This is a genomic window from Caproicibacter sp. (genome assembly GCF_046707225.1).
Classification (GTDB): Bacteria; Bacillota; Clostridia; order Oscillospirales; family Acutalibacteraceae; genus Caproicibacter.
This window is the reverse complement of sequence record NZ_JBJKOP010000035.1, coordinates 152,532-174,956: the sequence shown is the minus strand read 5'-3', so window position 1 is coordinate 174,956 and position 22,425 is coordinate 152,532. Positions and strand designations below refer to the sequence as shown.

General features: G+C 52.8%; 18 protein-coding genes. 8 read left to right on the top strand and 10 right to left on the bottom strand.

Annotated elements, in window-relative coordinates:
• Positions 1-21 precede the first annotated feature (21 nt).
• The 5 genes from ACLQ3M_RS09025 to ACLQ3M_RS09005 all read left to right on the top strand — a co-directional run bounded on the left by ACLQ3M_RS09025 (position 22) and on the right by ACLQ3M_RS09005 (position 8,734).
• Entirely contained in the window at positions 22-2,889 is a 2,868-nt protein-coding gene (locus ACLQ3M_RS09025) for a hypothetical protein (RefSeq protein ID WP_411677353.1), read from the top strand.
• 703 nt (positions 2,890-3,592) lie between these two features.
• Positions 3,593-4,738, top strand: a complete 1,146-nt coding sequence (gene chvE / locus ACLQ3M_RS09020) for a multiple monosaccharide ABC transporter substrate-binding protein (RefSeq protein WP_411677352.1) — start codon at positions 3,593-3,595, stop codon at positions 4,736-4,738.
• Positions 4,739-4,826: 88 nt separating this feature from the next.
• Complete coding sequence (gene mmsA / locus ACLQ3M_RS09015; RefSeq protein WP_411677351.1) at positions 4,827-6,383, top strand: multiple monosaccharide ABC transporter ATP-binding protein; 1,557 nt, start codon at positions 4,827-4,829, stop codon at positions 6,381-6,383.
• A complete protein-coding gene (gene mmsB / locus ACLQ3M_RS09010) occupies positions 6,380-7,567 on the top strand; it encodes a multiple monosaccharide ABC transporter permease (RefSeq protein ID WP_411677350.1) in 1,188 nt (395 codons plus the stop codon). Before mmsA ends, mmsB begins: the two co-directional genes overlap by 4 nt.
• A gap of 96 nt (positions 7,568-7,663) precedes the next feature.
• Entirely contained in the window at positions 7,664-8,734 is a 1,071-nt protein-coding gene (locus ACLQ3M_RS09005; RefSeq protein WP_411677349.1) for a GntR family transcriptional regulator, read from the top strand.
• Between the two features lie 1,397 nt (positions 8,735-10,131).
• Here the strand turns inward: ACLQ3M_RS09005 and ACLQ3M_RS09000 are convergent.
• From ACLQ3M_RS09000 to ACLQ3M_RS08965, 8 genes are all read right to left on the bottom strand, one after another.
• The gene (locus tag ACLQ3M_RS09000; RefSeq protein ID WP_411677348.1) at positions 10,132-10,785 is read right to left on the bottom strand and encodes a pilus assembly protein N-terminal domain-containing protein; all 654 of its coding nucleotides are present in this window, start codon (positions 10,783-10,785) and stop codon (positions 10,132-10,134) included.
• Between the two features lie 28 nt (positions 10,786-10,813).
• Complete coding sequence (locus ACLQ3M_RS08995) at positions 10,814-11,512, bottom strand: ABC transporter ATP-binding protein (protein ID WP_411677347.1); 699 nt, start codon at positions 11,510-11,512, stop codon at positions 10,814-10,816.
• 15 nt (positions 11,513-11,527) lie between these two features.
• On the bottom strand, positions 11,528-12,250 hold the full coding sequence (locus ACLQ3M_RS08990; protein ID WP_411677346.1) for a hypothetical protein: 723 nt from the start codon (positions 12,248-12,250) through the stop codon (positions 11,528-11,530).
• 16 nt (positions 12,251-12,266) lie between these two features.
• Entirely contained in the window at positions 12,267-13,655 is a 1,389-nt protein-coding gene (locus ACLQ3M_RS08985) for an ABC transporter permease (RefSeq protein WP_411677345.1), read from the bottom strand.
• Complete coding sequence (locus ACLQ3M_RS08980) at positions 13,652-15,487, bottom strand: HlyD family efflux transporter periplasmic adaptor subunit (RefSeq protein ID WP_411677344.1); 1,836 nt, start codon at positions 15,485-15,487, stop codon at positions 13,652-13,654. The genes ACLQ3M_RS08985 and ACLQ3M_RS08980 overlap by 4 nt, the downstream gene beginning before the upstream one ends.
• A 118-nt stretch (positions 15,488-15,605) precedes the next feature.
• Positions 15,606-17,018: an ATP-binding protein gene (locus tag ACLQ3M_RS08975; protein ID WP_411677343.1), complete on the bottom strand. Its 1,413-nt coding sequence runs from the start codon at positions 17,016-17,018 to the stop codon at positions 15,606-15,608.
• Positions 17,008-17,700, bottom strand: a complete 693-nt coding sequence (locus ACLQ3M_RS08970; protein ID WP_411677342.1) for a response regulator transcription factor — start codon at positions 17,698-17,700, stop codon at positions 17,008-17,010. Before ACLQ3M_RS08970 ends, ACLQ3M_RS08975 begins: the two co-directional genes overlap by 11 nt.
• Positions 17,701-17,768: 68 nt before the next feature.
• On the bottom strand, positions 17,769-18,458 hold the full coding sequence (locus ACLQ3M_RS08965; protein WP_411677341.1) for a lytic transglycosylase domain-containing protein: 690 nt from the start codon (positions 18,456-18,458) through the stop codon (positions 17,769-17,771).
• A 151-nt stretch (positions 18,459-18,609) separates the two neighbouring features.
• Between ACLQ3M_RS08965 and ACLQ3M_RS08960 the strand changes: the two genes are divergently transcribed.
• On the top strand, positions 18,610-19,473 hold the full coding sequence (locus tag ACLQ3M_RS08960) for a patatin-like phospholipase family protein (protein ID WP_411677340.1): 864 nt from the start codon (positions 18,610-18,612) through the stop codon (positions 19,471-19,473).
• Between the two features lie 54 nt (positions 19,474-19,527).
• Here the strand turns inward: ACLQ3M_RS08960 and ACLQ3M_RS08955 are convergent, their stop codons facing one another.
• Positions 19,528-20,448, bottom strand: coding sequence for an NAD(P)/FAD-dependent oxidoreductase (locus ACLQ3M_RS08955; RefSeq protein WP_411677339.1), 921 nt, complete (start codon positions 20,446-20,448; stop codon positions 19,528-19,530).
• Between the two features lie 42 nt (positions 20,449-20,490).
• Positions 20,491-21,036 carry a glutathione peroxidase gene (locus ACLQ3M_RS08950; protein WP_066650311.1) on the bottom strand — a complete coding sequence of 182 codons (546 nt, stop codon included), beginning with the start codon at positions 21,034-21,036 and terminating at the stop codon, positions 20,491-20,493.
• A gap of 365 nt (positions 21,037-21,401) precedes the next feature.
• On the opposite strand from ACLQ3M_RS08950, the gene ACLQ3M_RS08945 reads away from it, so the two are divergent.
• Both ACLQ3M_RS08945 and ACLQ3M_RS08940 read left to right on the top strand, forming a co-directional pair.
• Entirely contained in the window at positions 21,402-22,085 is a 684-nt protein-coding gene (locus ACLQ3M_RS08945) for a hypothetical protein (protein WP_411677338.1), read from the top strand.
• 51 nt (positions 22,086-22,136) lie between these two features.
• Positions 22,137-22,361, top strand: a complete 225-nt coding sequence (locus ACLQ3M_RS08940; protein WP_411677337.1) for a hypothetical protein — start codon at positions 22,137-22,139, stop codon at positions 22,359-22,361.
• The last annotated feature ends 64 nt before the right edge of the window (positions 22,362-22,425 follow it).

Here is a 22,425-nt window from a genome sequence, read left to right as displayed (position 1 = left end):
TGTGCAAAGGAGGTTTTTAAAATGAGAAAACAAATTTACTCCCGCGCCGGACGGATCGGCTGCCTGGTTCTCGCCCTGATCTGCTCGGTATCGCTGCCGACGGCTGCCGCGGCAAGCGGGGAGTCCACCAAAAAAGACGAGACTGTTTATGTCAACCTGAGCGCGGCCGGAAGCGTGCAGAGCACCACGGTTTCCGACTGGCTGCACTCCGATTCCAGCAACGTCCGGATTGCGGACCGGTCCAATCTGACCGATATTAAAAACGTCAAATCGTCGGACCAGCCGCTGAAAACCGGGGATAATCTGACCTGGGTGCTCAGCGGCGGCGACAGCGGCGCAGACGTTTATTATCAGGGAAAGACGACCTCCGCAACCCCGTTAAAGGTGGCCGTCTCCTACGAACTGAACGGCAAATTCGTCACACCGGAACAGCTTGCCGGAAAATCCGGAAAAGTAAAAATCACCGTGGATCTGAAAAACACGGACGCGCACACGGTTCAGGTGGACGGCAAAGACGTTATCATGTATACGCCCATGACGGCAATTGTGGCGGCCACGCTGCCCTCCGACACCTTCAGCAACGTCGCTGTCAACAAAGGCAAGGTGATCTCCGACGGGAACAACCAGTTCGTCACGTTCCTATCCATGCCTGGCCTTTCGGAAAGTCTCGACCTGAAAAACTGCGGAGTGGAGGGGCTCGACACCATCGACATTCCGGAGGATCTTGTCATCACTGCGGACGCGAAGGACTTCACCCTTAGCTCAATCGCCATCGCGGCGACGCCGGAGCTGCCGGACCAAGACGAGCTCGGCAGCGAAAACAGTCTGGATGATCTCAAGGACGATCTCGACAAGCTGAGCAGCATGCAGGACAATATTGAAGCAGCGGACCCGAATAAAGACATCCGCTCGCTCTTCACCAATCCCGACCGCACCGCCGCCGCCCGGCTGATCGTGGACGATGTGTTCCATTTTTACGATCTTGACACGGCCGCGCTCGACGTCATGCCGAAATATGTAACGGATCAGAACATCAGCCTTTACGACCGCGTGACATCGGATATTGATAAAGCGGATCTGAAATATATTATGGATAATCAGATTATCCGCGGGCTGAACGACCGCCTGACCGACGAGAACGTCGCAAAGGCCAAGACCCTGCTTAAGGATTACGATGATATTGAAACCTTCAAGATTGGAAAACTGAACCGCGTGATTCAGGTTTTGAATCATTACGACAAGGCCTACAACCATCTGGACGATATCATGAAAGACGCAAAACATATCCTTTACCGTCTGGATGACGACGATATCGACACTTTGGCGGCTCTGAGCGATTCCAGCGTGCAGAATTCCCTCTCCGACACGCTTGACAGCATGAACACCCTTTCAGAAATACAGAAAAGCTCCGGACTCTCCGGTGATGCATTGGATTTAACGAAAGATGATGTAAAAGCACTTTTGAACAGCATCGTCAATCGGAAGCTGACCCCCATCACGGAAGAAATTACCAATCTTGCAAAAGAAGACGGAACAGGCAATATCAACGCCGCGAAATTAATCGGCTTCTTAAGCACGCAGGACCTTGGTCAGCCGGATCTTGAAGAAGAAATAACGGAGGAACTTACCAGTGCTTTCATTAAAGCAAATTCCACAATTACGATTCCCTCTTCTTCATTATCTTCTTTAAAAACGACCGATAATCTGACCTCCGACGACATCAAGGGTCTTCAGACAGAAATTGCCGCTTTAATCTCTGAAGGAAAATTGTCTACGGACGGCAATGGCAATTTGTATGTCGCCCAACTGCTCTCCGATCTGCCCGGCATGGGTTTGCCGAGCGAAGCGGAAGCCGATTTACAGAGTCAGATGATTCAGATTGTACTGCATTATAATTCTGATGCCACCATCCCGGCGGGGGATGTCAACGATATCATGAGCAGTCTTGATACGGATTTAAGCAATCAAATGGACGGCCTTGCTTCACAACTGACCCCCGCTTTAAAAAGCCTTATGAGCAATTCAGAAACGCTGCAAACCAGCCTGACGAAAAAACTCGGCAGCAACTACTCCTCCAAACTGACAAGCGCACTTACCACGTTAGGAAAGACCCAGCATTACATCAATGATTTGCAGGACGATCTCGACGACCTTGACGATGACGACGAGGCGGAACTGGAGGATGATTTTGAAGACGCAAAGGACCTCCTCCTAAACAAAGACGATATGGACTATCTGATTACCTGGGCCAGCAAGCTCAAGAGTATGAAGACCGATATGGACGACAACACGGAAAACATCTCCATTCTGCGCGACCTGATCAACCTGAACGACGACCCGAAAATCAAAAACTTCCGCGGCATGGTCCCCTCGCTCCTGAAAGATTACGACGATTCCGAGCCGATTCTTGACTCGATCAAAGCTGAGCTGGATGATCCGGCCGTCAACGCAAGCCTGCACAAAATGCCGCAGACCACTCAGGTTTTAACCAAAATGGAAGACGACATCCGCAGCAACAGAAAGATTATGGAAATTTTCCGTCTGACCACCCAGCCGAATACGGTATCGCTCTTTCAGGATACCTTCAATCATCTGGACGAGTTCACGCAAAAGGGCACGGCGGACCACATGCGTACCCTGATGGATAAGAAAGACGCTTACACCGATCTTTCCGACCAGTACAAAATCTTTACCGAAGTTGCCGACGGGGCGGAAACCAGTGTAAAGTTTGTTTATAAGACCGCCGAAATCAAAGAGCCGGAGCCGGTGAAAACCGCAGCGGTTCAGCCCGCTGAAAATTCCGGCAAATCTGATTCCGGGTCCGGGCTTTGGGGATGGATCCGCTCCGCCTGGAACAGTGCGGCAAGCACGATCAGCCATCTGTTCTAATCGTTCTTTTCCATTGAGCCCTCCCGGCCAGTCAAAACAGCCGGTGCGGAAAAAATCCGCACCGGCTGTTTGTTTTTTGTGTCCTGTGAAACCCCCGGGGCTGTGCCGGGGTGTTCAGAAGAGCTTTAGCGTTGAGCAGAAAATGCGCATCGAGCCTACCCCAAACCCCTCCCATTTTAATTTCGAAGCGAAAGCAGGCAGCCCCCATGATATGGGGGGCTATGGCAGGGAGGAGGCGCAGCCCCCTCCCTTCTCGTCCCTTTTGAATCGGATTGCTTTCGCCTTCTGCTCTGCTTTGTGTGCGGGAGCGGGCAGGGGGTGTTGCTAAATAGCTTCTCAAAAAAATGTTGCACAAAAAATGCGCTTTGAATGGGTTGAAAAGTCCATTTCAAGGCGCATTTTCTTGATTTTGTGGTGGCTCATTTGTATGATTCTCTATTACAAATTCGTTTTGCAACACCCCTTTTCAGACAGGTTAATTCCTGCGGGCTAAAGTTGTACTATATTTGTTAACAAATAATTGAAAACTTATATTGACAATTTAAAAAAGCAGATGTATATTATGAATATATTATCAATGTTTTTAGTTAAAAATATAGATAAAAATTAGTATTACTTCCGACAGTATCGTTTTTAAAACGGTTTAAGCCGTTTTTGTATTTACAATTCGGCTTTCTTATTTTAATTTAAGGAGAGAGTGTAAATGAACCGTGTATTGAAAAGCATCGTCGGAGCAACGCTCAGCCTGTGCGTGCTGGTTTCTGCGGCCGCCTGCACAAGCACACCGACCAACACCGCCCCCGCAAACGCAGGCACAGACAGCCAGGCCGCAGCCTCCTCGTCGCCAACGCCCTCAGCCAAAGGCAAAAAAGTTGGCGTGGCCATGCCGACCAAATCCTCCGAACGCTGGATCAGAGACGGAAACAACATGAAGGATCAGCTTGAAAAGCTGGGCTACGCCGTAGACCTGCAGTATGCGGAAGACGACGTCCAGGCGCAGGTTTCCCAGATTGAAAACATGATTACCAGCGGGGCGAACTGCCTCGTCGTCGCCTCCATCGACTCCAGTGCGCTGGTCAACGTTCTGGAGGAGGCCAAAAAGAACAGCATTCCCGTCATCGCCTACGACCGTCTTCTGATGGACACCGATGCGGTCTCTTATTACGCAACCTTTGACAACAAGGGCGTCGGCACTCTGATCGGCAAATACATAGAGGAAAAAGCGGGTCTCAAGGACGGAAAGGGGCCGTACAACATCGAGCTGTTCGCAGGCTCCCCGGATGACAACAACGCGCATTTCCTGAATACCGGCGCAATGGAGGTCCTTCAACCGTATATCGACGGCGGCAAGCTGAAAGTGGTTTCCGGCCAGACGGACTTCGATAAGATCTGTATCCTGCGCTGGAGCCAGGAAACGGCTCAGAAAAGGATGGAAGACCTGCTTTCCGGCTACTACAGCACCGGGAAGGACGTCGACATCGTACTGAGCCCGTTCGACGGCATTTCCTACGGCATCGCCGCCGCTCTGGAGGGCGCAGGTTACAAGGTCGGCGAAAAGTGGCCAATGATCACCGGGCAAGATGCCGAAACCATGGCGGTCAAGAACATTCGATCCGGCAAGCAGTCTATGACGGTCTTCAAGGATACCCGCGTGCTCGCCGCCAAATGCGTCACGATGGTCCAGGCCGTCCTGGAAGGCAAGGAGCCTGAAATCAACGACAAGACTTCTTACAACAACGGCAAGCTGGTCGTTCCGTCCTACCTCTGCAACCCCGTGGCTATCTACAAGGATAATATTCAAAAAGAGCTGATCGACTCCGGTTATTACAAGCAGTCGGACATTTCCTGATCCGATAACCACATCGTTTTGGGCGGCAGCCGGAACGCTGCCGCCCAAATCTTCCATTCGATCACGGGAAAAGAGGGATTGAAACGTCATGTCCGAAATTATCTTGGAAATGAAAAACATCACGAAGGAATTTTCAGGCGTAAAGGCTCTCGACGACGTCAACCTTTCTGTGGAACGCGGCGAGGTCCACGCCCTGTGCGGGGAAAACGGCGCGGGGAAGTCGACGCTGATGAATATTCTTTCCGGTATCTATCCCTACGGGGAGTATACCGGAGATATTCTGTACAACGGAAAGGAGTGCAGGTTCCGCGATATCCGGGAAAGCGAACGCCGCGGGGTCGTGATCATCCATCAGGAGCTTGCGCTGAGTCCGTACCTCTCCGTTGCGGAAAATGTGTTTCTCGGCAACGAGATCACCTCCGCCAAAGGCGTCATCGACTGGCACAAAACGCACCAGCGCGCCGCCGAAATTCTGGAGCGCGTCGGTTTAGCGGAGGAAAATATCAGCATTCCGGTCAGTAAGCTCAGCATCGGTAGACAGCAACTGGTAGAAATTGCAAAAGCGCTGGCGAAAAAAGTAGAACTCCTGATTCTGGACGAGCCGACCGCCTCTTTAAACGATGAAGACAGCCAAAAGCTCCTCAATATCATTCTGAGCCTGAAAGATCAGGGAATTACCTGCATTATGATTTCCCACAAGCTGAACGAGCTCAGCTCCGTCGCAGACAGCATCACCGTGATCCGGGACGGAAAGACCATAGAAACGCTGAAAAAAGGCATCGATGAAATCACCGAAGACCGCATCATCAAGGGCATGGTCGGCCGCGAGCTGACAAACCGTTACCCTCCGCGGGAAAGAAAGATCGGCGGCGTCGCGTTTGAGGTCAAAAACTGGAGCGTCCGCCATCCGGACGACCCGGAAAGGACTGTCATCAACAACGTGTCGTTTCATGTCAACACGGGGGAGGTGGTCGGGTTCGCGGGGCTGATGGGTGCCGGGCGCACCGAGCTTGCTATGAGCATTTTCGGCAGGGCATACGGATGCAACATTTCCGGTAGTCTGAAAAAGAACGGAAAGGAACTGCGCCTACGCTGTGTGAAAGACGCCATCCGCAACGGGATTGCCTACGCGTCGGAGGACCGCAAGGGATACGGACTGGTGCTGATCAACGACATTCGCTGGAACATGACTCTCGCGAGTCTGCCGTTCCGTTTTTCCAGAAAAAGCGTAATCAATAAAAGCGACGAAATCGTCGCCTCGGAGAAGTTTCGGAAAAAGCTGAATATTAAAGCGAATTCGGTCCAACAGACCGTCGGGGCCCTTTCGGGAGGCAACCAGCAGAAAGTCGTGCTCTCCAAGTGGATTATGACAAGCCCCGATCTTCTGATCCTTGACGAACCGACCCGTGGGATCGACGTAGGGGCAAAATACGAAATTTACGAGATCATCAATGAACTTGCAAAACAGGGAAAGACCGTGATCTTCATCTCCTCCGAGATGCCGGAGCTTCTCGGAGTCTGCGACCGGATCTACGTGCTGAACCAGGGGGAAATCGCCGGTGAACTAAGCCGGGAGGAGTTTTCGCAGGAAACAATCATGAAGATCATTCTGACCCATGCAAGAAAGGAGAGACCGGCAATATGAGTGAAAAATCCGCCGCCAGGAAAAAGGCGGGCTCAATCAACGCGAAGCAGTACGGAATGCTGATTGCCCTAATTGTCATTTACCTGATTTTCACGCTGCTTTCAGGCGGGAAAAATGCAAGCCCGATGAATATTAACAACCTGTTCATGCAGAACAGTTACGTCGTGATTCTCGCGGTCGGCATGCTGCTCTGCGTGCTGACCGGAAACGTCGACCTTTCCGTCGGCTCCGTGGTCGCCTTCACAGGGGCAATCTGCGCCATCTTTGTGCTCGACCTGAGGATGTCCATCCCGCTCGCGTTCCTTCTGGTGCTACTGTCCGGGGTGCTGATCGGCATGTGGCAGGGCGTGTTTATCGCCTACCTCCGGGTTCCGCCCTTCGTGGTCACGCTGGCGAATATGCTCATCTTCCGCGGACTGACCCTCGTCGTGCTGAACGGGCAGACCAAAGGGCCGCTGCCCGCCGGTTATGTGACCATCGGCGCCGGCTATCTGCCGGAAATCAACACCTATTTCCTTGGCAGAACAAAAGTTGAGATGCTGTCCGTTCTCTCGGGTATCGCGGGTTCGCTGCTCGCGATTTTCATGGAGGTCCGTTCCCAGCGAAAAAAGAGCTCCTACGGCTTTGCGGTCCCGCCTCTTTGGCAGACCGCCGCAAAGCTGGCAATCATTATCGTCATTATCAACTTCTTTACGGTCAAGCTCGCCCTGTACAACGGCCTTCCGGTCGTATTGGCCATTATGCTGCTTCTGATCGTGATTTACACGTTCCTTACGGACAACACCGTCCCTGGGCGGCAGATCTACGCGGTCGGCGGCAACGCAAACGCCGCAAGGCTTTCCGGAATCAAAACGCAGCGCGTTATGTTCTGGATTTACACCAGCATGGGACTGATGAGCGCTCTGGCCGGCATCGTGCTTTCCGCCCGGAACGCTTCGGCAACGCCGAAAGCCGGCGATGGCTTCGAGCTCGACGCCATCGCCGCCTGCTACATCGGCGGCGCGGCCGCTCTGGGCGGAAGCGGAACCATTATGGGAGCCGTCGTTGGCGCTTTGATCATGGGAGTTCTAAACAATGGCATGTCCCTGATTGGCTGGTCCGTCGACGTTCAGAAAGTAGTTAAGGGGCTTGTCCTTCTCGGAGCTGTAACGGTCGACCTTCTTTCAAAAAAGAGAAACGCGTAAGCTCCAGCAGTTTCCCCGCCGTCTGAAAGTCCTACTTGTATTGACAATTAGAGAGCGATGAAGTATGATGATTTTTGACTTTTAGGAGGCGGAAACATGTCAGATATTCCAAAATACATGACTCTGGTAAACTGGATCCGGCAGAAGATAGAATCAAAAGAATTAAAATACGGGGATAAGCTCTACTCTGAAAATGAGCTGAGCAGCATGTTTGAAATCAGCAGGCAGACGATCCGCCAGGCCATTAAGCTTCTGGAGCAGGAAAAGCTGCTGGAAAGCAGACAGGGAAGCGGAACCTACGTCGTGTTCGACCCTTCCGCAAGAAAGCCAAATATGACGATCGGCGTTGTAACCACCTATGTGGGCAGCTACATTTTCCCCAACATCATCAAGGGAATTGAAAAAGTCCTGACCGAAAACGGTTATTCCATGCAGTTGGCCTTTACTCACAACAAAGTGGAAAACGAGCGCAGCGTGATCTCCTCCATGCTGGGAAAGGGTGTCGACGGCATGATTGTGGAACCGACCAAAAGCGGCCTGCCAAATCCGAATCTGGATCTTTATCGAAAAATAAACGAAGACAAAATTCCAATGATTTTTATCAACAGTTTTTACCCGGCCCTAGATCTTCCGCACGTGTCGCTGAACGACCACAATGCCGGATTTCTGGCGGCCGACTGCTTGATCCGGAAGGGCCACCGGCGGATCGCCGGAATTTTCAAACTGGATGATTACCAGGGCCACCGGCGTTACGCGGGCTACGTCGACGCGCTGATCCGGTCGGGCCTAGGCCTGCGGGATGAAAACGTCCTGTGGTACAGCACAGAGGATTTCTCTTCCCTTTCCGGCGACGCGAAACGGATCCTGTCGCGGATCGACGGCTGCACCTCCGTCGTCTGCTACAACGACCAGATTGCGATCAGTCTGGTCAGTCTGCTGAAAAGTAGGGGGTTCGGCATTCCAGACGACGTATCCCTCATCGGGGTGGATAATTCCGATCTCGCCACTCTGTGCGAGGTCCCTCTCACCAGCGTTTCTCATCCGAAGGAACTGCTGGGCGAAACGGCGGCGCGCAACCTTCTTCACCTGATTTCGGATCCACGTTTTTCCGCGACGGTCGAATTTAAGCCTGAGTTGATGGAACGGTCCTCGGTAAAGCAGCTTTGACGGATTCCCTTCCGGCCCAGAGCGCTGGCCGAGTGGGATTACCGCATAAGTTGTCCGTATAACTTAAAAGAAACTATGTCATCGGAGTGGACTTCGGCACTTTTGTCGGGACGGGCGCTGCTGGCGGACGCGAAAACGGGAAAGGAGATTGTCGCCTCCGTTTTCGCGTATTCTCCGGGGTCATGGATCGGTCACTGCCCTGTGGGACAGAACTGGTCCGGACTGGGGGCCTTAAAAACCCGCGGGACTACCTGGACATTCTGAGCCGCACCGTAAACGATGCGCTTGCCCGGGCTGGGAGTGTTCCACATCGGCACGGATTTGCCGCGTGTACGATCCTCCCCGTCCAGGCGGACGGTACCCCGCTCTGCTTTCGGGAAGAGTCCAAAAATCTGCCCCATGCCTATGTCAATCTGTGGAAGACGTCTCGCAGGACAAGGCAACCTAGCCAAATAAAATCACAGCCGAGCGCCGGGAGCCCTGGCCTAACAACTACGGAGGAAAGATTTCTTCTGAGTGGGCCACGAAAATCTGGCAGGCGGTCGATAAATATCCGGAATTGTACGCGGCCGACCGCTTTCTAAGGGGAGTGTTGCAAAACGAATTTGCAATAGCAAATTGTACAAATGAGCCGCCCAAAATGCAAGAAAATGCGCCTTGAAATGGACTTTTGAGCCCATTCAAAGCGCTTTTTTTGAGCATTTTGCAACACCCCCTGTGCGGAAAAGGGTGCACAATTCCTGCGCCGCCAGGTACAAGAAAATCCGGAACAAACGCACAGGCCTATCTCTCGAACGACTTCTTTTGCGCGCTGGACCCCATGTTGGAACAAATGGCGGACAAAAAGCTGTCCCGCGACATCCGTCCGCTCGGCCGATGAAGTCACGCCGAAAGCGGCGGAGCTGACCGGCCTTCTGCCCGGAACCGTGCGGCTTTAAGAGCCGCCGGCTCCGCGTGCTGCGAATCAACATGCGCGGTGTCTCCGTTACAGAATGAAACAAGGTCGAGGCACAGCCGGCGTGCGCCTTAAGCAGGGGCTCCCATATGCTGGAGGTCTGTCCCTCCGGCGTTTCATACCATAAGCTGACTCCCGGCAAGATTTCAAACACATTCAATCGGCGTGGTGTAAAGCATTCTGGGATCGTCCGCCCCGCCTTCACATTATTACGGCCCGGTTCCTTGCACACGCACGATAACTCCGAAAGAAATCAGGGGGCAGTATGAAAAGGGAACCAGGCGCGTGTTTGTAGAAACCCTCCGCGACGGAAACACGCAGAACGACGTTCCGGTCGTTTCGAGACGTATTTTCATGTTCTGCGGGGAATTGCGGCACGCCCGCGCTTCGGTTATCCCGGTCCCGGGCAGGCGGGCCTCGCAGCCCTTCCTGAAGTGCCGTTTCAGCTCACAATCACCGTCACGCTGGCACAGCTGTTGGAAAGAGGGTCAATCGCGTAAACCGTTGCCGTGCCCGAAGCAACCGCGTGGATTTTACCGGAATCCCGGTCCACGGTGGCAACGGAATCCGACGAGGAAATCCACAGCAACGTGGAGGCGTTGACAGACGCGCCGTTCAGGGTGATGCCGCTCATGGTATTGTCTGAGCCAACGTTCAGGCTGACGCTCTGCTGGGGGAACACCAGCCCGACCTGGTTAACGGAAATGGTTTGCGCAACGCCGGACGTACCCGAAACGGTGACCGGCATCACGGCGGAAACCCAGTTGTCGTTTGCCGATTTTTTATACCAGAAGCTGACCGTGGTAGACCCGGCACTCACCGCCGTAACGACCACATGGTTTTTGCTGTCGATCGAAGCGCAGGCGACGGTGTCGTCCGCCACGCTCAGATGCAAAACCCCGAAATAACTGTCGGAAATATAGCTGGTATTTGCCGCCAGCGTCACATTAGAAAGATTCACAGTGGAAACCGCGCTCTCCGTCGTTGTAGCGGAAGCGGTGGTCACAGCCCATGCCGCAATCACAAAAGTGGCGATCAGCGCCGCGGCTGTCACCGGGATGATTTTTTTCAGGGCTCCGGTTCGCGCCAGATTCATCTTAAGCACTCCTCTCTGTTTTTCGGTCTTATGCCAGCGCGGCATCCGCCTCGTCGCCTTCAAAAAGCTCACCGTCAATAATCTTGACAATTCGCTTCGCGCTTTTTGCGACATGCAGGTCGTGCGTGATCATGACGATCGTATTGCCCATTTCGTTCAGCTGCTGGAACAGCCTGAGCACCTCTTCGCCCGTCGAACGGTCTAGCGCGCCGGTCGGTTCGTCGGCAAGCAGAAGCTTTGGGGAACCGACCAGCGCGCGCGCAATGGCGGTGCGCTGCTGCTGCCCGCCGGACAGCTCGTTCGGTTTGTGGCCGGCGCGTTCCTTCATGCCGAGCATTTCCAGCTTTTCCATGGAAAGGTTTTCGGCCTCTTTACGGGACATTCCGCGGATCAGAAGCGGAATCATCGTGTTCTGTAAAACGGTGTACTTCTGAATCAGATGATATTTCTGAAAGATAAACCCAATCTGCTGGTTTCGAAGAATCGTGAGCTGTGCGTCATTCATTTTGTTTACAAACGATTCCGTCAGCCAATATTCTCCTTCCTGAAACCGGTCCATACATCCGATGATATTCATCAGCGTGCTTTTTCCGGAGCCGGAAGGCCCTAAAATCGCAAGATATTCGCCCTCCAGAACCTCCAGAGAGATTCCTTTGAGGACTTCCAGCCGGTTTTCACCCTGATTGTAAAACTTTCTGATCTTCTGCATTTGAATGACCTGTTCCATAGCCGTCCCTCCTTTTCAGGCCGATTCCGACAGAACCGCAACTTTTACGATTCCCTGCGTTCCGTCGCCGAGCGTTTTTTCCGTAATCTGCAGGATCATTCCTTTCGTAATGCTGGAAAAATCCCGCGTCCTTTGGGTCGTCATCGCGGTCCCCGCGCCCTGAGCGGACCCGGACTTGCTGCCCGGCGTTCCGCCGGACCCGCCGGGGAATTTCCCTCCTCCGGTGGTCGGTGCGCCTCCCTGTGCTTCACTCTGGGAATTCCCCGTGCCGCCGCCCGATGCCCCGCTTCTTGTTCCGCCCATAGTAAGCGACAGGCCGACCGGAATCAGCACGGTCTGCGTTTCACCGGTCAAAGTGATCAGGCTTGAAGACGTTCCTTCCATTTGCGAAGAAGCCGACGAAGAAGAGGAGGGTTCCGCGGACGAAGGCACGGAGCTTGACGAGCTTTCCTGATTCGATCCGGAGCTGCCGCTCCTCTTTCTCTCCCCCGAACCGGACGACCCGGACCGCGCCGAACCGCTCTTCTCCCCGGAGCCGCTGAGGGTGCCGATCGCAAGCGTCACCTGGTTTCCGACAACCGACATTACTTTACCGACGATCTGAGTCTGTGAAGAGCTGTCCTGGGACATTTTGCCCGTCTCGACGCTGTCGGCGCCGCTCCCCTTGGAACAGGCCGCCAGAGGGACCAACAGCAACGCGGCGCAAAGAGCGGCACAAATTTTATTGTAAATTTTCATGAAAAGTCATATCCTCCTATTCCTGTGTCAGGGCTTCAATGGGCATCAGGGCGGCTGCCTTCCACGCGGGGTAAAATCCAAAGATCGTCCCCGTCCCGACCGCGAAAATCATGGAATAGATCGCGCTGGCCGCGACAGGTTCCACCGTCATTCCGCTGAGCCGCACAATCGGAATCAGCGCAAAGCCGGAAAGCACGCCCAGCAGCCCGCCGAAAACGCTGATAAAGGTGGCTTCCAGCAAAAACTGGAGCAAAATCACCCGTTTGGAGCTGCCGAGCGCTTTCAGAATGCCGATTTCCTGCGTTCGTTCCTTCACGGAAACGAACATGACGTTCATGATTCCGATCCCGCCGACGATAAAGACGATTGCCGCCACAATCATCAGCAGCATGGACAGCGTTTTCGCGGAGGAAGTCGCGGACTCCAGCGTGCTGCCGGCATCGGTGACATTAAAGGCGTTCTCCTTGACATTGGAATGATTCTCCATTAAAACAGCCTTGATTTCCGTAATCTTATCGGAGACCGAGCTTACGTCGGAGGCGATGGCCATTATCTGCGGGTCGGCGCTCTTCCCATAAATATACTTTGCCGCCGTCTGATACGGAACGAAAATGGAGTCATCCGGGCTGGTCCCCGAAGAGACCGACCCCATTTCGTTGAGGACTCCCACGATTTCGTACTTTTTCCCTTCGATCGAGACGCTGTCCCCGTACGCGGAGAACGCGCTTCCGAAGATCGTCTGCGCGAGCGTGTAGCCGATGACGGCTACCTTGCTCTTGTCCTCGTTATCCTCGTCAGTGATAAATTCACCCTCAAGAAGGTCAAGATTGCACATCTCCTGATATTCGCTTCCCACGCCGGCCACCGTTTCATCGGTTTCTTCCGTCAGGTCGCCGCCGTCGACGGAGCTGGTGCCCGTCGTGTAAATGGATACGCTGGATAAGCCGGACACCAGGGACGCAATATCCTGTTCATCGGTCTCGGTCAGCGTAACCGATTTGCCTCTGGTCCCGCCCCCCATCTCGCCGAAGCCGCCAAAGCTGCCGCCTCCCCCGTTTCTTCGGGTGCCTCCGCCGCGGTTCCCATTTGCTCCGCCCGGTGTCCCGCCCGGCATCCCGCCGCCGGGGATGCCGCCGCCAAAGCCGCCCATCATCTGGTCCTGCATCTGAGCCGCGGTGCTGGCGGCCACATTGATTGAGCCCGCGTTTAGGGTTTTATATTCGTTCTGCACTTCCACCTCACCGCCGTGGCCGACGGCAATGACCAGAATAATGGTCGCGGAGCCGACGATAACGCCCAGGGAAGTCAGAAAAACCTTGAATTTGCTTTCCATAATGTTGATCCAGACCAGGTGCATGATTTCGCCGATGCGCATTTGGCCCATGGACAGTTTCCGCTTCGTCATTTCTTGCTCACCGTGCTTTCCGCCAGAACGGTCTCTCCCTTCTCAAGTCCGCTGGTGATTTCCACATAGGTTCCGTCCGAGAAACCTGTTTTCACTGTTTTTTTCGAAGTGCTGCCGTCCTTATTTTTCACAAGCACGCTTGAAACACCGTCCTGAAAAGTCACGGCCCTGTTGCTGACATACAGAACATTCTTGGCCTCATGCTGAATCATCATGGCGTCGCCGCTCATTCCATCGTAAACCGTCCCGATGTCCGAAACCTTCTCGGTGCTTTTTACCACGACGGTATAAGTTACGGAAGAGGAACCGCTGCGCGCCGGTTCCGCCGTAATGCTGTCGACCGTCGCGCCGAGCGTCTGCCCGTCATAGGCGGAAAGGCTGATGGAAGCCTCCTGCCCCACGCTGACATTGGTGATGTCGTCCTCGGAAACCGAGACGGAAACGGAAACGGAGTCGTTTCCGGAGATGGTCATGACGGAATTGTTCGCCGTAACGCTTGCGCCGCCCGTATAGGAAACGCTTGCGACCACGCCGTCGCAGGGGCTGGCTACAATGCCGTTGTTGGAAAGGGCGCTGTTGATCTCGTCCATCTGCCGCTGCAGCTTGTCATAGGAATTCTGTGCCACCGTAACCGCCTCTTTCAGCTGGCTGACGGTCAGCTGATAGGTCGCGGCAGCATTATTTGCAGTGTTCAAATCCGTTTCTTCCGTCTGTTTGGCAGTGACGGATGAAATTTCCGAGCTTTTCTGTGCTTTCTCCAGATTGTACTGGTCGTTCTCAACCGTTGCTTCCAGCGAAGCCACCTTATCGTCAATCTCCGTCTGCGACATTTCCGAACTGCTTGACTTGTATTTCTCGTCGAACGTGTCCTTGTAATCGTTGTAGGCGGAGGAGTAATTGTTATATTCCGCAGTATACTGTGCAACTTTGTCCTCCAGCGCTTTCTGCTGCGTGATAACCGTGTTGGCAACGGAATCGTTGTATGCGTCGAACGCGTCGCGGTCCTCGTCCAGGATATCGTCCCACTCGTCCGCGTCATAGCCGTCGATGGTCGTATCGCCCCTTTTCGCGGCAAGATATTTCTGCTCGTCGGTATCCACAGTGGATTTCAGGCTGGTATAGGTACTGATGACACTGCTGTTGTCGTCCTCATAGTTGCTCAGCTGCGTTTCATAGCTTGTTTTACAGCTTTCGGCGTCAGTCATCCATTTTTTCAGATTTTGAAGCTTTGCGTTATCGGCCGGCCAGCTTTTCTGCAGCTCCTTGTATTCGTCCAAACTTTTCTGGTCGTTCTTCAGCGTTGCCTGCGCGGACGAGATATTGTGCGCGATTTCCGCCTCTTCCAGTTCCTCCGTAATCGGCGCGGAGGCTGCCAGATACTTATTCGAGTCATAGGTGATTTTCGCGGTTTCCAGCTTCGCCTGCTGGTCGTTGATCGCGGACTGGAGAGATATCTTGGCATCCTCCAGCTTTGCCGTTGTGTCCGCGCTTCCGTCGGTCACGCTGTCCATATCAAGCTGCAGAATGGGATCTCCCTTTTTCACCGTCGTGCCGGATTTGACCAGAACCGAGGTGATTTTCACGTCGATTGGAAGCGAGACGGTTTCATCATCCAGGGCAACCGTGCCGGATTCCGTCGTGCCGACCGTGACGTTCCCGTTCGCGACGGTGTATTCCCGGTAAGACGGTTCCGTTTTTGTGGATTTTCCCCTCCATATTATAAAAATCGCGATCAGAATTCCTACCGCCGCCACAACGCCGACTGTCACAAGGATGGCGATCCGCTTGTGAAGTTTTGCGAAATCTTTCACCGTTCCTATTTTCCCCTGCATCAACTGAACCTCCGATTCTTCCGATACCCCAAGACTGGAATTTATGTCTAATGTTACTGGAAGAATGTGAGTAAAAATTGAAATGCAAATGAGAAAAGCATGAAAAAAAGCCGAACCGCTACGGTTCGGCTTTCTGCTCCCCCTGACAGGGGCCTGCCAGTTCCGGCAGACAGACGGTGAATTTTGTTCCGCTTCCCGGTCTGCTGCTTACACGGATTTCTCCCCTGTGCCGTTCCACAATCCATTTGGCGATGGAAAGGCCCAGTCCGGAGGAACCCTTGCCTCGCGTCCTTGCTTCATCCGCCTTGTAAAAGCGGTCGAATATGTGGGGAAGGTCCTTTTCGGAAATCCCAATGCCGGTATCGGCGACTTCCAACTCAACAAATCCGTTCTGTTCCCGGCAGGAAATCGAGATGGCTCCCTCCGGCGGCGTGTATTTCATGCCGTTGTCCACAATCGCGCGCATTGCCTGTTTTAAAAGCGCATAGTCCGCGGTCAGGAAGACATCCTCTTCCATATTTTCGGTCAGCCGGTGTTCCTCGTCAATCATCCGGGTTTCTTCCGCAACCTCGCGCATCATGTCGGTTACGCTGAAGCGTTCGAACCTGACATGCTGGGTTTTCCGGTCCGCGCGGGCAAGGAAGAGCAGCCTGTCGACCAGCTGCTGCATATTGCCCGTTTCCTCAATGATTTTTTCCACGGATTCTTCCAGCACGTCGGGGCTGCCGCTGCCCCAGCGCCGCAGCAGATTGGCGTAGCCGGAAACGACGGAAAGCGGCGTGCGCAGCTCATGGGAGGCATCGGACACAAACCGGTTCTGCTTTTCATACGACTCCTGAATCCGGTCCAGCATTCCGTTGAAGGTTTCGGCAAGTTCCCGGAACTCGTCGTGGGAATCCACCGTATCGATCCGCGTGCTCAGGTCTTTCGCCGTGATCGACCGCGCCGTACGGGTCATATCGTAAACAGGCCGAAGCATCTTGCGAATCATCAGTCCGCCGAACACGGAGGAAATCAAAAGAAGAAGCAGGATCAGCGCGATAAAAGCGCCGATGGAAAGCCCCGCCGGGCCCGGACTGTCACTGCTGACCACCCGGATCATCAGGTGCCGTGCGGGCGAGTTGACTCTTCTTACGGTATCCATATGCCCCGCGACATTGATGCTTTTATCGCCGTAAGAAGAAATGTTTCCCGTGTCGTTTTCCTTGATTTCGATATAAATCCTGTTTGCCTCTGCAAAACTGTCAAGGCCCGTTTCCGGGTCGTCGGTAAACTCAGAGGAACGGGATCCGGCGTCGGCGCTGTGGCCCGGCGCTTTGGGCCGTTCGAAACGCCCGGCCACAAACGAGGCGAGCCTGTCCAGATTCTGGGAGCGCACCGCAACGGTTGTGTAGGCGCTGGTCAGGCCGACCACCACCCCAACCAGAATCAGGCTGAAAAGCAGTGTGTAAACCGCCGCGGTCTTAAAGGCAAACGGAATCCGAATCCTTTTCCCCTCTGTGCCGCGGCAGTGTAAAAATTTAAGTTTCATAGGTCTTTATGATATACCCCACGCCCCGTATGGTGCGAATCAGCTCAAGATGGAACCGGTAGTCAATCTTATTGCGGAGATAGCGGATATAAACATCCACCAGATTGGTTTCACCGCTGAAATCATATTCCCAGACCTTCTCCATCAGCTTATCCCTGGAACAGACAATGTCGTGATTCTCCATCAGGTAGCACAGCAGGTCGAATTCCCGTTTTGTCAGCTGAATCGGCTGACCGGCATAACTGACCTCCCGGGTGGAGCGGTCCAAACTGAGCTGCCCGATGGAAAGAGTTTTTTTTCTGTCTCCGTCGGCCGCGCCGTTCTTTTTCAGCGCCGCACGCATACGGGCAAGCAGCTCTTCAATCGCGAACGGTTTGGTCAGGTAATCGTCTGCGCCGCCGTCGAGTCCCAGCACCTTGTCACTCACGGCGTCCTTTGCGGTCAGCATAATAACGGGAGTCTCCGAAACCCTGCGGAATTTCTGCAGAACCTCCATCCCGTCCAGACCGGGCAGCATGATGTCCAGCAGGATTAAATCAAAATTTTCCTGTGTGGCACGCTGCAGCCCCCGCAGCCCGTCGTATTCCTTTTCAACCAAATATCCCTCGTGTTCCAGCTCGAGCTGCAGAAACCGGACGCTGTTCCGGTCATCGTCTATGATCAGAACCTTGTTCTGCGCCATAATTCTTCCCCGCTTTCCGATCCTTTTTATTCAGCTTACAGGGAAATTATGAGGAAGATATAAAACGACTATGAAAATTGTGTGAGAAAATAATTCTGTTCCGCCTGCTGTTCGTCTTCACCATTCGGAAGGGAAAGTGAACGCTGCAGAAGCTCCTGCGCAAAAAGCTGCAGAAACCGGCTGTAATCCTCCGGGGTAAACGAAACGGACTTTGTACCGAAACCGCCAGCCGCAGCGCCGGATTCCCCCGCGGCAACCGGAACAGAAACGTCCCCGCCCGCATAGGACAGAACTTTTTTCACATAATTCTGCGTTTCACGAAACGGCGGAATCCCGCCGTATTTTTCCACGTTTCCGCTTCCCGCGTTATAGGCTGCAAGCGCCAGCTTCGGGTCGCCGTATTTTCCAAGCAGAGAACCAAGGTGCTTGGCCCCGCCCATAATGTTCTGCTCCGGGTCAAACGCATTCGAAACCCCCAGCGATTTCGCCGTCGAGGGCATCAGCTGCATAATTCCCTGCGCGCCGCAGCTTGACACCGCGTCGGCCTGAAAGCCGGATTCCGCCTTTGCAACCGCTTTGAGCAAATTTTCGGGCACGCCGTACGCGTCGGCCGCACGCTGAAAAATATTATCCAGATTCTGCCCGCCGCTTTGGCTCACCGCGCTTTTCAGCGCTGCGGCAAACCCGCCTGCCGCGGCGCCCGCTTTAGCTGGCTGAGGTGCCTGATATTGCGCCGAAGCGACCGCTTCTATTTTCATCCGGAATTTCCCTCTTTCCATTTCATCTATTTCTTATCATACCTGTAATTCTCTGAAAAATCAACGATTCCATTCAGAAATTGCATTTTTCACCGAAAGCCGTTTTCCCTCATAGTATTGAAAAGGAATTACAGGACGGAGGGGAAACAAAATGTCTTTCGGAATCGCTTTAGCCGGGGGCGGAATCCGGGGTGCGGCCCATGTCGGCGTATTGCTCGCGCTGGAGGAAAACGGCCTTCGGCCGGAATCTGTGGCGGGTACCAGCGCGGGAGGGATTGTCGCGGGGCTGTATGCCGCCGGCGTACCCGCCGCGCGGCTGAAAGAAATCATTCTGGAACTGTCGCAATCCGGTCCGTCGTTTTTTGATCCGGACCTGACGGGACTCACTTCCCTGATTCCGAATTTGCTGTTCCGCAGGACTTCCGGATTTTCGGGACTGCTGAAAGGGAACCGGCTGGAACGGTACCTGTACCGGCTGACCGAGGGGAAATTTCTGTCCGAATCCCATATGCGGATCGTGATTCCCAGCGTTGACCTATGCTCCGGCAGCACGATCGCCTGCACCAACACACTGAAAGGAATTCGCCCAGTCCGCCGCGTGCGCTGGACGGATCGAATGCGGTTTTCGGAAGCAATGCGCGCCACTTCCGCAGTGCCGGCCGTGTTTCGCCCCAAGATCATCGACTGCATGTGTCTGGTGGACGGCGGCGTTACGGATGTTCTTCCCGTCGACCTGCTTCTAGCGGCGGGGGAACGAAACGTGCTTGCCGTGGATGTGTCGGAGGATTACGAGATGCCGAAAAACCTCAGCCTGATTGAAGTTGCTTCGCATTCTCTCGCGATTATGGAAACACGCCTGCGCGAATGCGTTACGCGCGGGGAAAAGATGATCCTCGACCCCGATCTTCCGGAAACCGACGGCCTGCTGAACCTTTCACAGATGCCCATGTGCATGGAAGCCGGATACCGCGCCGCCCAACGGACGATGCCGCGCATCCGGAGCCTGTTCACATAAGCGTATAAAAAAGGGAACTGCTCTTTGCAGCTCCCTTTTTTATATTCATAACCTTTATTCGTGAACCGGATGATTCTGCAGATACAAAAGCGCGGAATGCGCGGCGTTGGCGCCGTCGGAGATCGCCGTGACAATTTGGTACAGCTCCTTTTTTCTCAGGTCGCCGGCCGCGAACACTCCGGGGAGAGGTGTTTCGCAGGATTCCGGAGCCTCAACGAAACCGTCCTTTAGCGGCAGAATTCCTTCGAGCAGCTGTGAATTCGGCAGAACCCCGATTGCCACAAACACGCCGTCCAAATCCAGAATTTTCTGTTTCCCGCTGCTCCGTTCCTTCAAAACCAGATGTTCCACCTTTTGCGACCCCTGAATTTCGACGGATTCGTAACCATACAAAAACTCGACGTTTTCGTGTTCCTTCGCGCGTTCGACCAGATACTCCATTGCGCGGAGCTGATCGCTTCGGTTCACCAGAATCACACGTTTACATAATCCTGAAAGCTCGATGGCGTCGCCGACCGCCGTGTTGCCGCCGCCGATCACCGCCACCGTGCGGTTCCGGAAAAAATTCCCGTCACAGGTCGCGCAGTAGGAAACGCCCCGTCCGGCAAACTCCTGTTCACCCGGAATATTCAGTTTCCGGCGTTCCGACCCCTGTGCCAGAATCACGGTATTCGCCGAATAAGTTTGTTCCGCCGTACGAATCGTCTTCACCGCGCCCGAAAGTTCCAGTTTCTCAGCGCTTTCCGCCGCCGTTTGCACGCCGGCGGACTGGACATGCTCCGAAAGCTTCTGCGCCAGGTCGGTTCCGTAAATCACCGGAAAGCCCGGATAATTTTCCACAACGTTGGTGTATGCGACCTGCCCGCCCTGTGCCGGTCCCGTCAGCAGGAGCGTGGAAAGCCCCGAACGCGCCGCATAGATGGCGGCGGTCATCCCCGCCGGTCCGCCGCCCGAAATCAACACATCATACAACAAATCCGTATCCCCGCTTTCAATTTATTCTGCTTTCCGCTCCCGTCACAGAGCGGCTTTTACAACGGATTCCAGTTCCTCCGGAGTCACGGTCGGCTCAAACCGGCGCACGCTCTCTCCGTCGCGGCCAATCAGAAACTTGGTAAAGTTCCACTTAATGCCGTCGCCGGTCAGGTTCTCGGGATAATGCTCTTTGATCACGCCGTAGATAACCTTTCCCATTTCCTTTGAAAGCTCAAACCCCTGAAACGCCGCTTTCCCCTTTAACCAGGTGTAAAGCGGATCGGCTTTCGGGCCGTTCACGTCGATTTTTGAAAAAAGCGGAAACGTTACGCCGTAATTCACTTTGCAGAACGAGGATATTTCGTCGTTGCTGCCGGGGTCCTGTTCCAGAAACTGGTTGCACGGGAAGCCGAGAATTACAAGACCCTGATCCTTATATTTTTGATAGAGTTTTTCCAACCCTTCGTACTGCGGAGTAAAACCGCATTTGCTCGCGGTGTTGACCGCCAGAACCAGTTTGCCCTTATAATCGGAAAGGGATACTTCCTCTCCTTTGATATTTTTCATTTTAAAATCGTACAGGCTCATTTTACTCCAACCTTTCTTAATAATAGTAATCTTTTTTGTTTCTGGTATTACTATAGCACAAAGGGAAACATTTGTAAATAGTAATTATTATTATTTTTATATTTCTTGCACTAATCTTCAATAAATGTTATTTAATATAGGCAAGGCTTTTTTTCGTATCAAAAACAACCATCCCCTGGTTTGAGCGGTTTCTAAATCCCTTAAAAAATAAATAATTTTCTATATTGTTACTCGTCAAAGGACACCAATTCAAAACATCTTAATGTTTTCTCATCAATTTCTCATTTTATTATCAAATTATATTGACTCTAAAAAAATTATAATTTAGAATAATAGAAATTATTCTAAAAAAGGAGATTGGTAAAATGGCTTTCAAAAGAAAATTGATTGCGGCGTTTTTAACGGCAGCACTCTTCACTGGTGTTTTGCCTACCGGCGTTTCCGCGCAAGTAAAAAACAACACTCAAACGAAAATTCAATTCGCTGACGGGGTGACAAAAGAGCAAGTCCCGGACTATATTATTAATGACCTGATTAATTCAAATCCCGATGCAGACTGTATTACCATCTACGGTATCAGTGAATCAGAAGACACGACGCCCCCAAAAATTAATGTGAACGGATGGGACGAATATCTCGATATTAAAACTACAAAGCAAGTTACTAAACGTAATGTTATCGCAAAAGATATTTGTCAATTTACGGTTGCAAAAGGAGAAACACTAACCCTGAGCAGAACCTATTCAGAAAGTTACACCAGCTATTATTCTGGTGACATCTTCGATTCCGCAAAATTGGGAATAGGAAAAACTGTTACCGGTACATATTACGAATCCCACTCTTATAAAGGGCCTGGTGAAAGCAGCCGTTACAATAGCAGGGAATTTAGAACACGCTTTTATGAAAATGTAGGCACATATAAACAAACGGCTCATGTTTATGAAAACTGGGGAAAAGGCGTGGTTGAAGATAAAGGAATTGAAACAAAAACCGGCAGCTTTCATCAAGCCACCCGTAGTGTTAATTATAGTAAAGATATTTTAGTTTAAGTCCGCTCTTATCCAACACCATACTATTCATTCAAATCATTATGAGGTTTTATGATGAACAAGAGTCAGTTTGGAATTCTCCTGTTTCTTTCCGGCTTCATCAGCGGCGTTATGCTGCTGATAATGCTGGTGGCAAATCATCTTGCTTTATTCGACAATTTAAACGACCAGCCATCCCCCGCCTATTACACGGTATTTCTCTTTGTATTCTTTCTCATGGCCCTGGTCGGCCTTGGTATTTGCGTATATGAAACCTACTTAAAAAAGCTGAAATAGTCATTTGCATTTCTGCGAAAACATCCGCCTTTCGGAAAACCGAAAGGCGGATGTTTTATTTCAC

Excerpts from the sequence above, each read along its gene's own strand:
- ACLQ3M_RS09025 (WP_411677353.1), top strand. The coding sequence starts at position 22 with ATGAGAAAACAAATTTACTCCCGCGCCGGACGGATCGGCTGCCTGGTT.
- chvE (WP_411677352.1), top strand. The coding sequence starts at position 3,593 with ATGAACCGTGTATTGAAAAGCATCGTCGGAGCAACGCTCAGCCTGTGC.
- mmsA (WP_411677351.1), top strand. The coding sequence starts at position 4,827 with ATGTCCGAAATTATCTTGGAAATGAAAAACATCACGAAGGAATTTTCA.
- mmsB (WP_411677350.1), top strand. The coding sequence starts at position 6,380 with ATGAGTGAAAAATCCGCCGCCAGGAAAAAGGCGGGCTCAATCAACGCG.
- ACLQ3M_RS09005 (WP_411677349.1), top strand. The coding sequence starts at position 7,664 with ATGTCAGATATTCCAAAATACATGACTCTGGTAAACTGGATCCGGCAG.
- ACLQ3M_RS09000 (WP_411677348.1), bottom strand. The coding sequence starts at position 10,785 with ATGAATCTGGCGCGAACCGGAGCCCTGAAAAAAATCATCCCGGTGACA.
- ACLQ3M_RS08995 (WP_411677347.1), bottom strand. The coding sequence starts at position 11,512 with ATGGAACAGGTCATTCAAATGCAGAAGATCAGAAAGTTTTACAATCAG.
- ACLQ3M_RS08990 (WP_411677346.1), bottom strand. The coding sequence starts at position 12,250 with ATGAAAATTTACAATAAAATTTGTGCCGCTCTTTGCGCCGCGTTGCTG.
- ACLQ3M_RS08985 (WP_411677345.1), bottom strand. The coding sequence starts at position 13,655 with ATGACGAAGCGGAAACTGTCCATGGGCCAAATGCGCATCGGCGAAATC.
- ACLQ3M_RS08980 (WP_411677344.1), bottom strand. The coding sequence starts at position 15,487 with ATGCAGGGGAAAATAGGAACGGTGAAAGATTTCGCAAAACTTCACAAG.
- ACLQ3M_RS08975 (WP_411677343.1), bottom strand. The coding sequence starts at position 17,018 with ATGAAACTTAAATTTTTACACTGCCGCGGCACAGAGGGGAAAAGGATT.
- ACLQ3M_RS08970 (WP_411677342.1), bottom strand. The coding sequence starts at position 17,700 with ATGGCGCAGAACAAGGTTCTGATCATAGACGATGACCGGAACAGCGTC.
- ACLQ3M_RS08965 (WP_411677341.1), bottom strand. The coding sequence starts at position 18,458 with ATGAAAATAGAAGCGGTCGCTTCGGCGCAATATCAGGCACCTCAGCCA.
- ACLQ3M_RS08960 (WP_411677340.1), top strand. The coding sequence starts at position 18,610 with ATGTCTTTCGGAATCGCTTTAGCCGGGGGCGGAATCCGGGGTGCGGCC.
- ACLQ3M_RS08950 (WP_066650311.1), bottom strand. The coding sequence starts at position 21,036 with ATGAGCCTGTACGATTTTAAAATGAAAAATATCAAAGGAGAGGAAGTA.
- ACLQ3M_RS08945 (WP_411677338.1), top strand. The coding sequence starts at position 21,402 with ATGGCTTTCAAAAGAAAATTGATTGCGGCGTTTTTAACGGCAGCACTC.
- ACLQ3M_RS08940 (WP_411677337.1), top strand. The coding sequence starts at position 22,137 with ATGATGAACAAGAGTCAGTTTGGAATTCTCCTGTTTCTTTCCGGCTTC.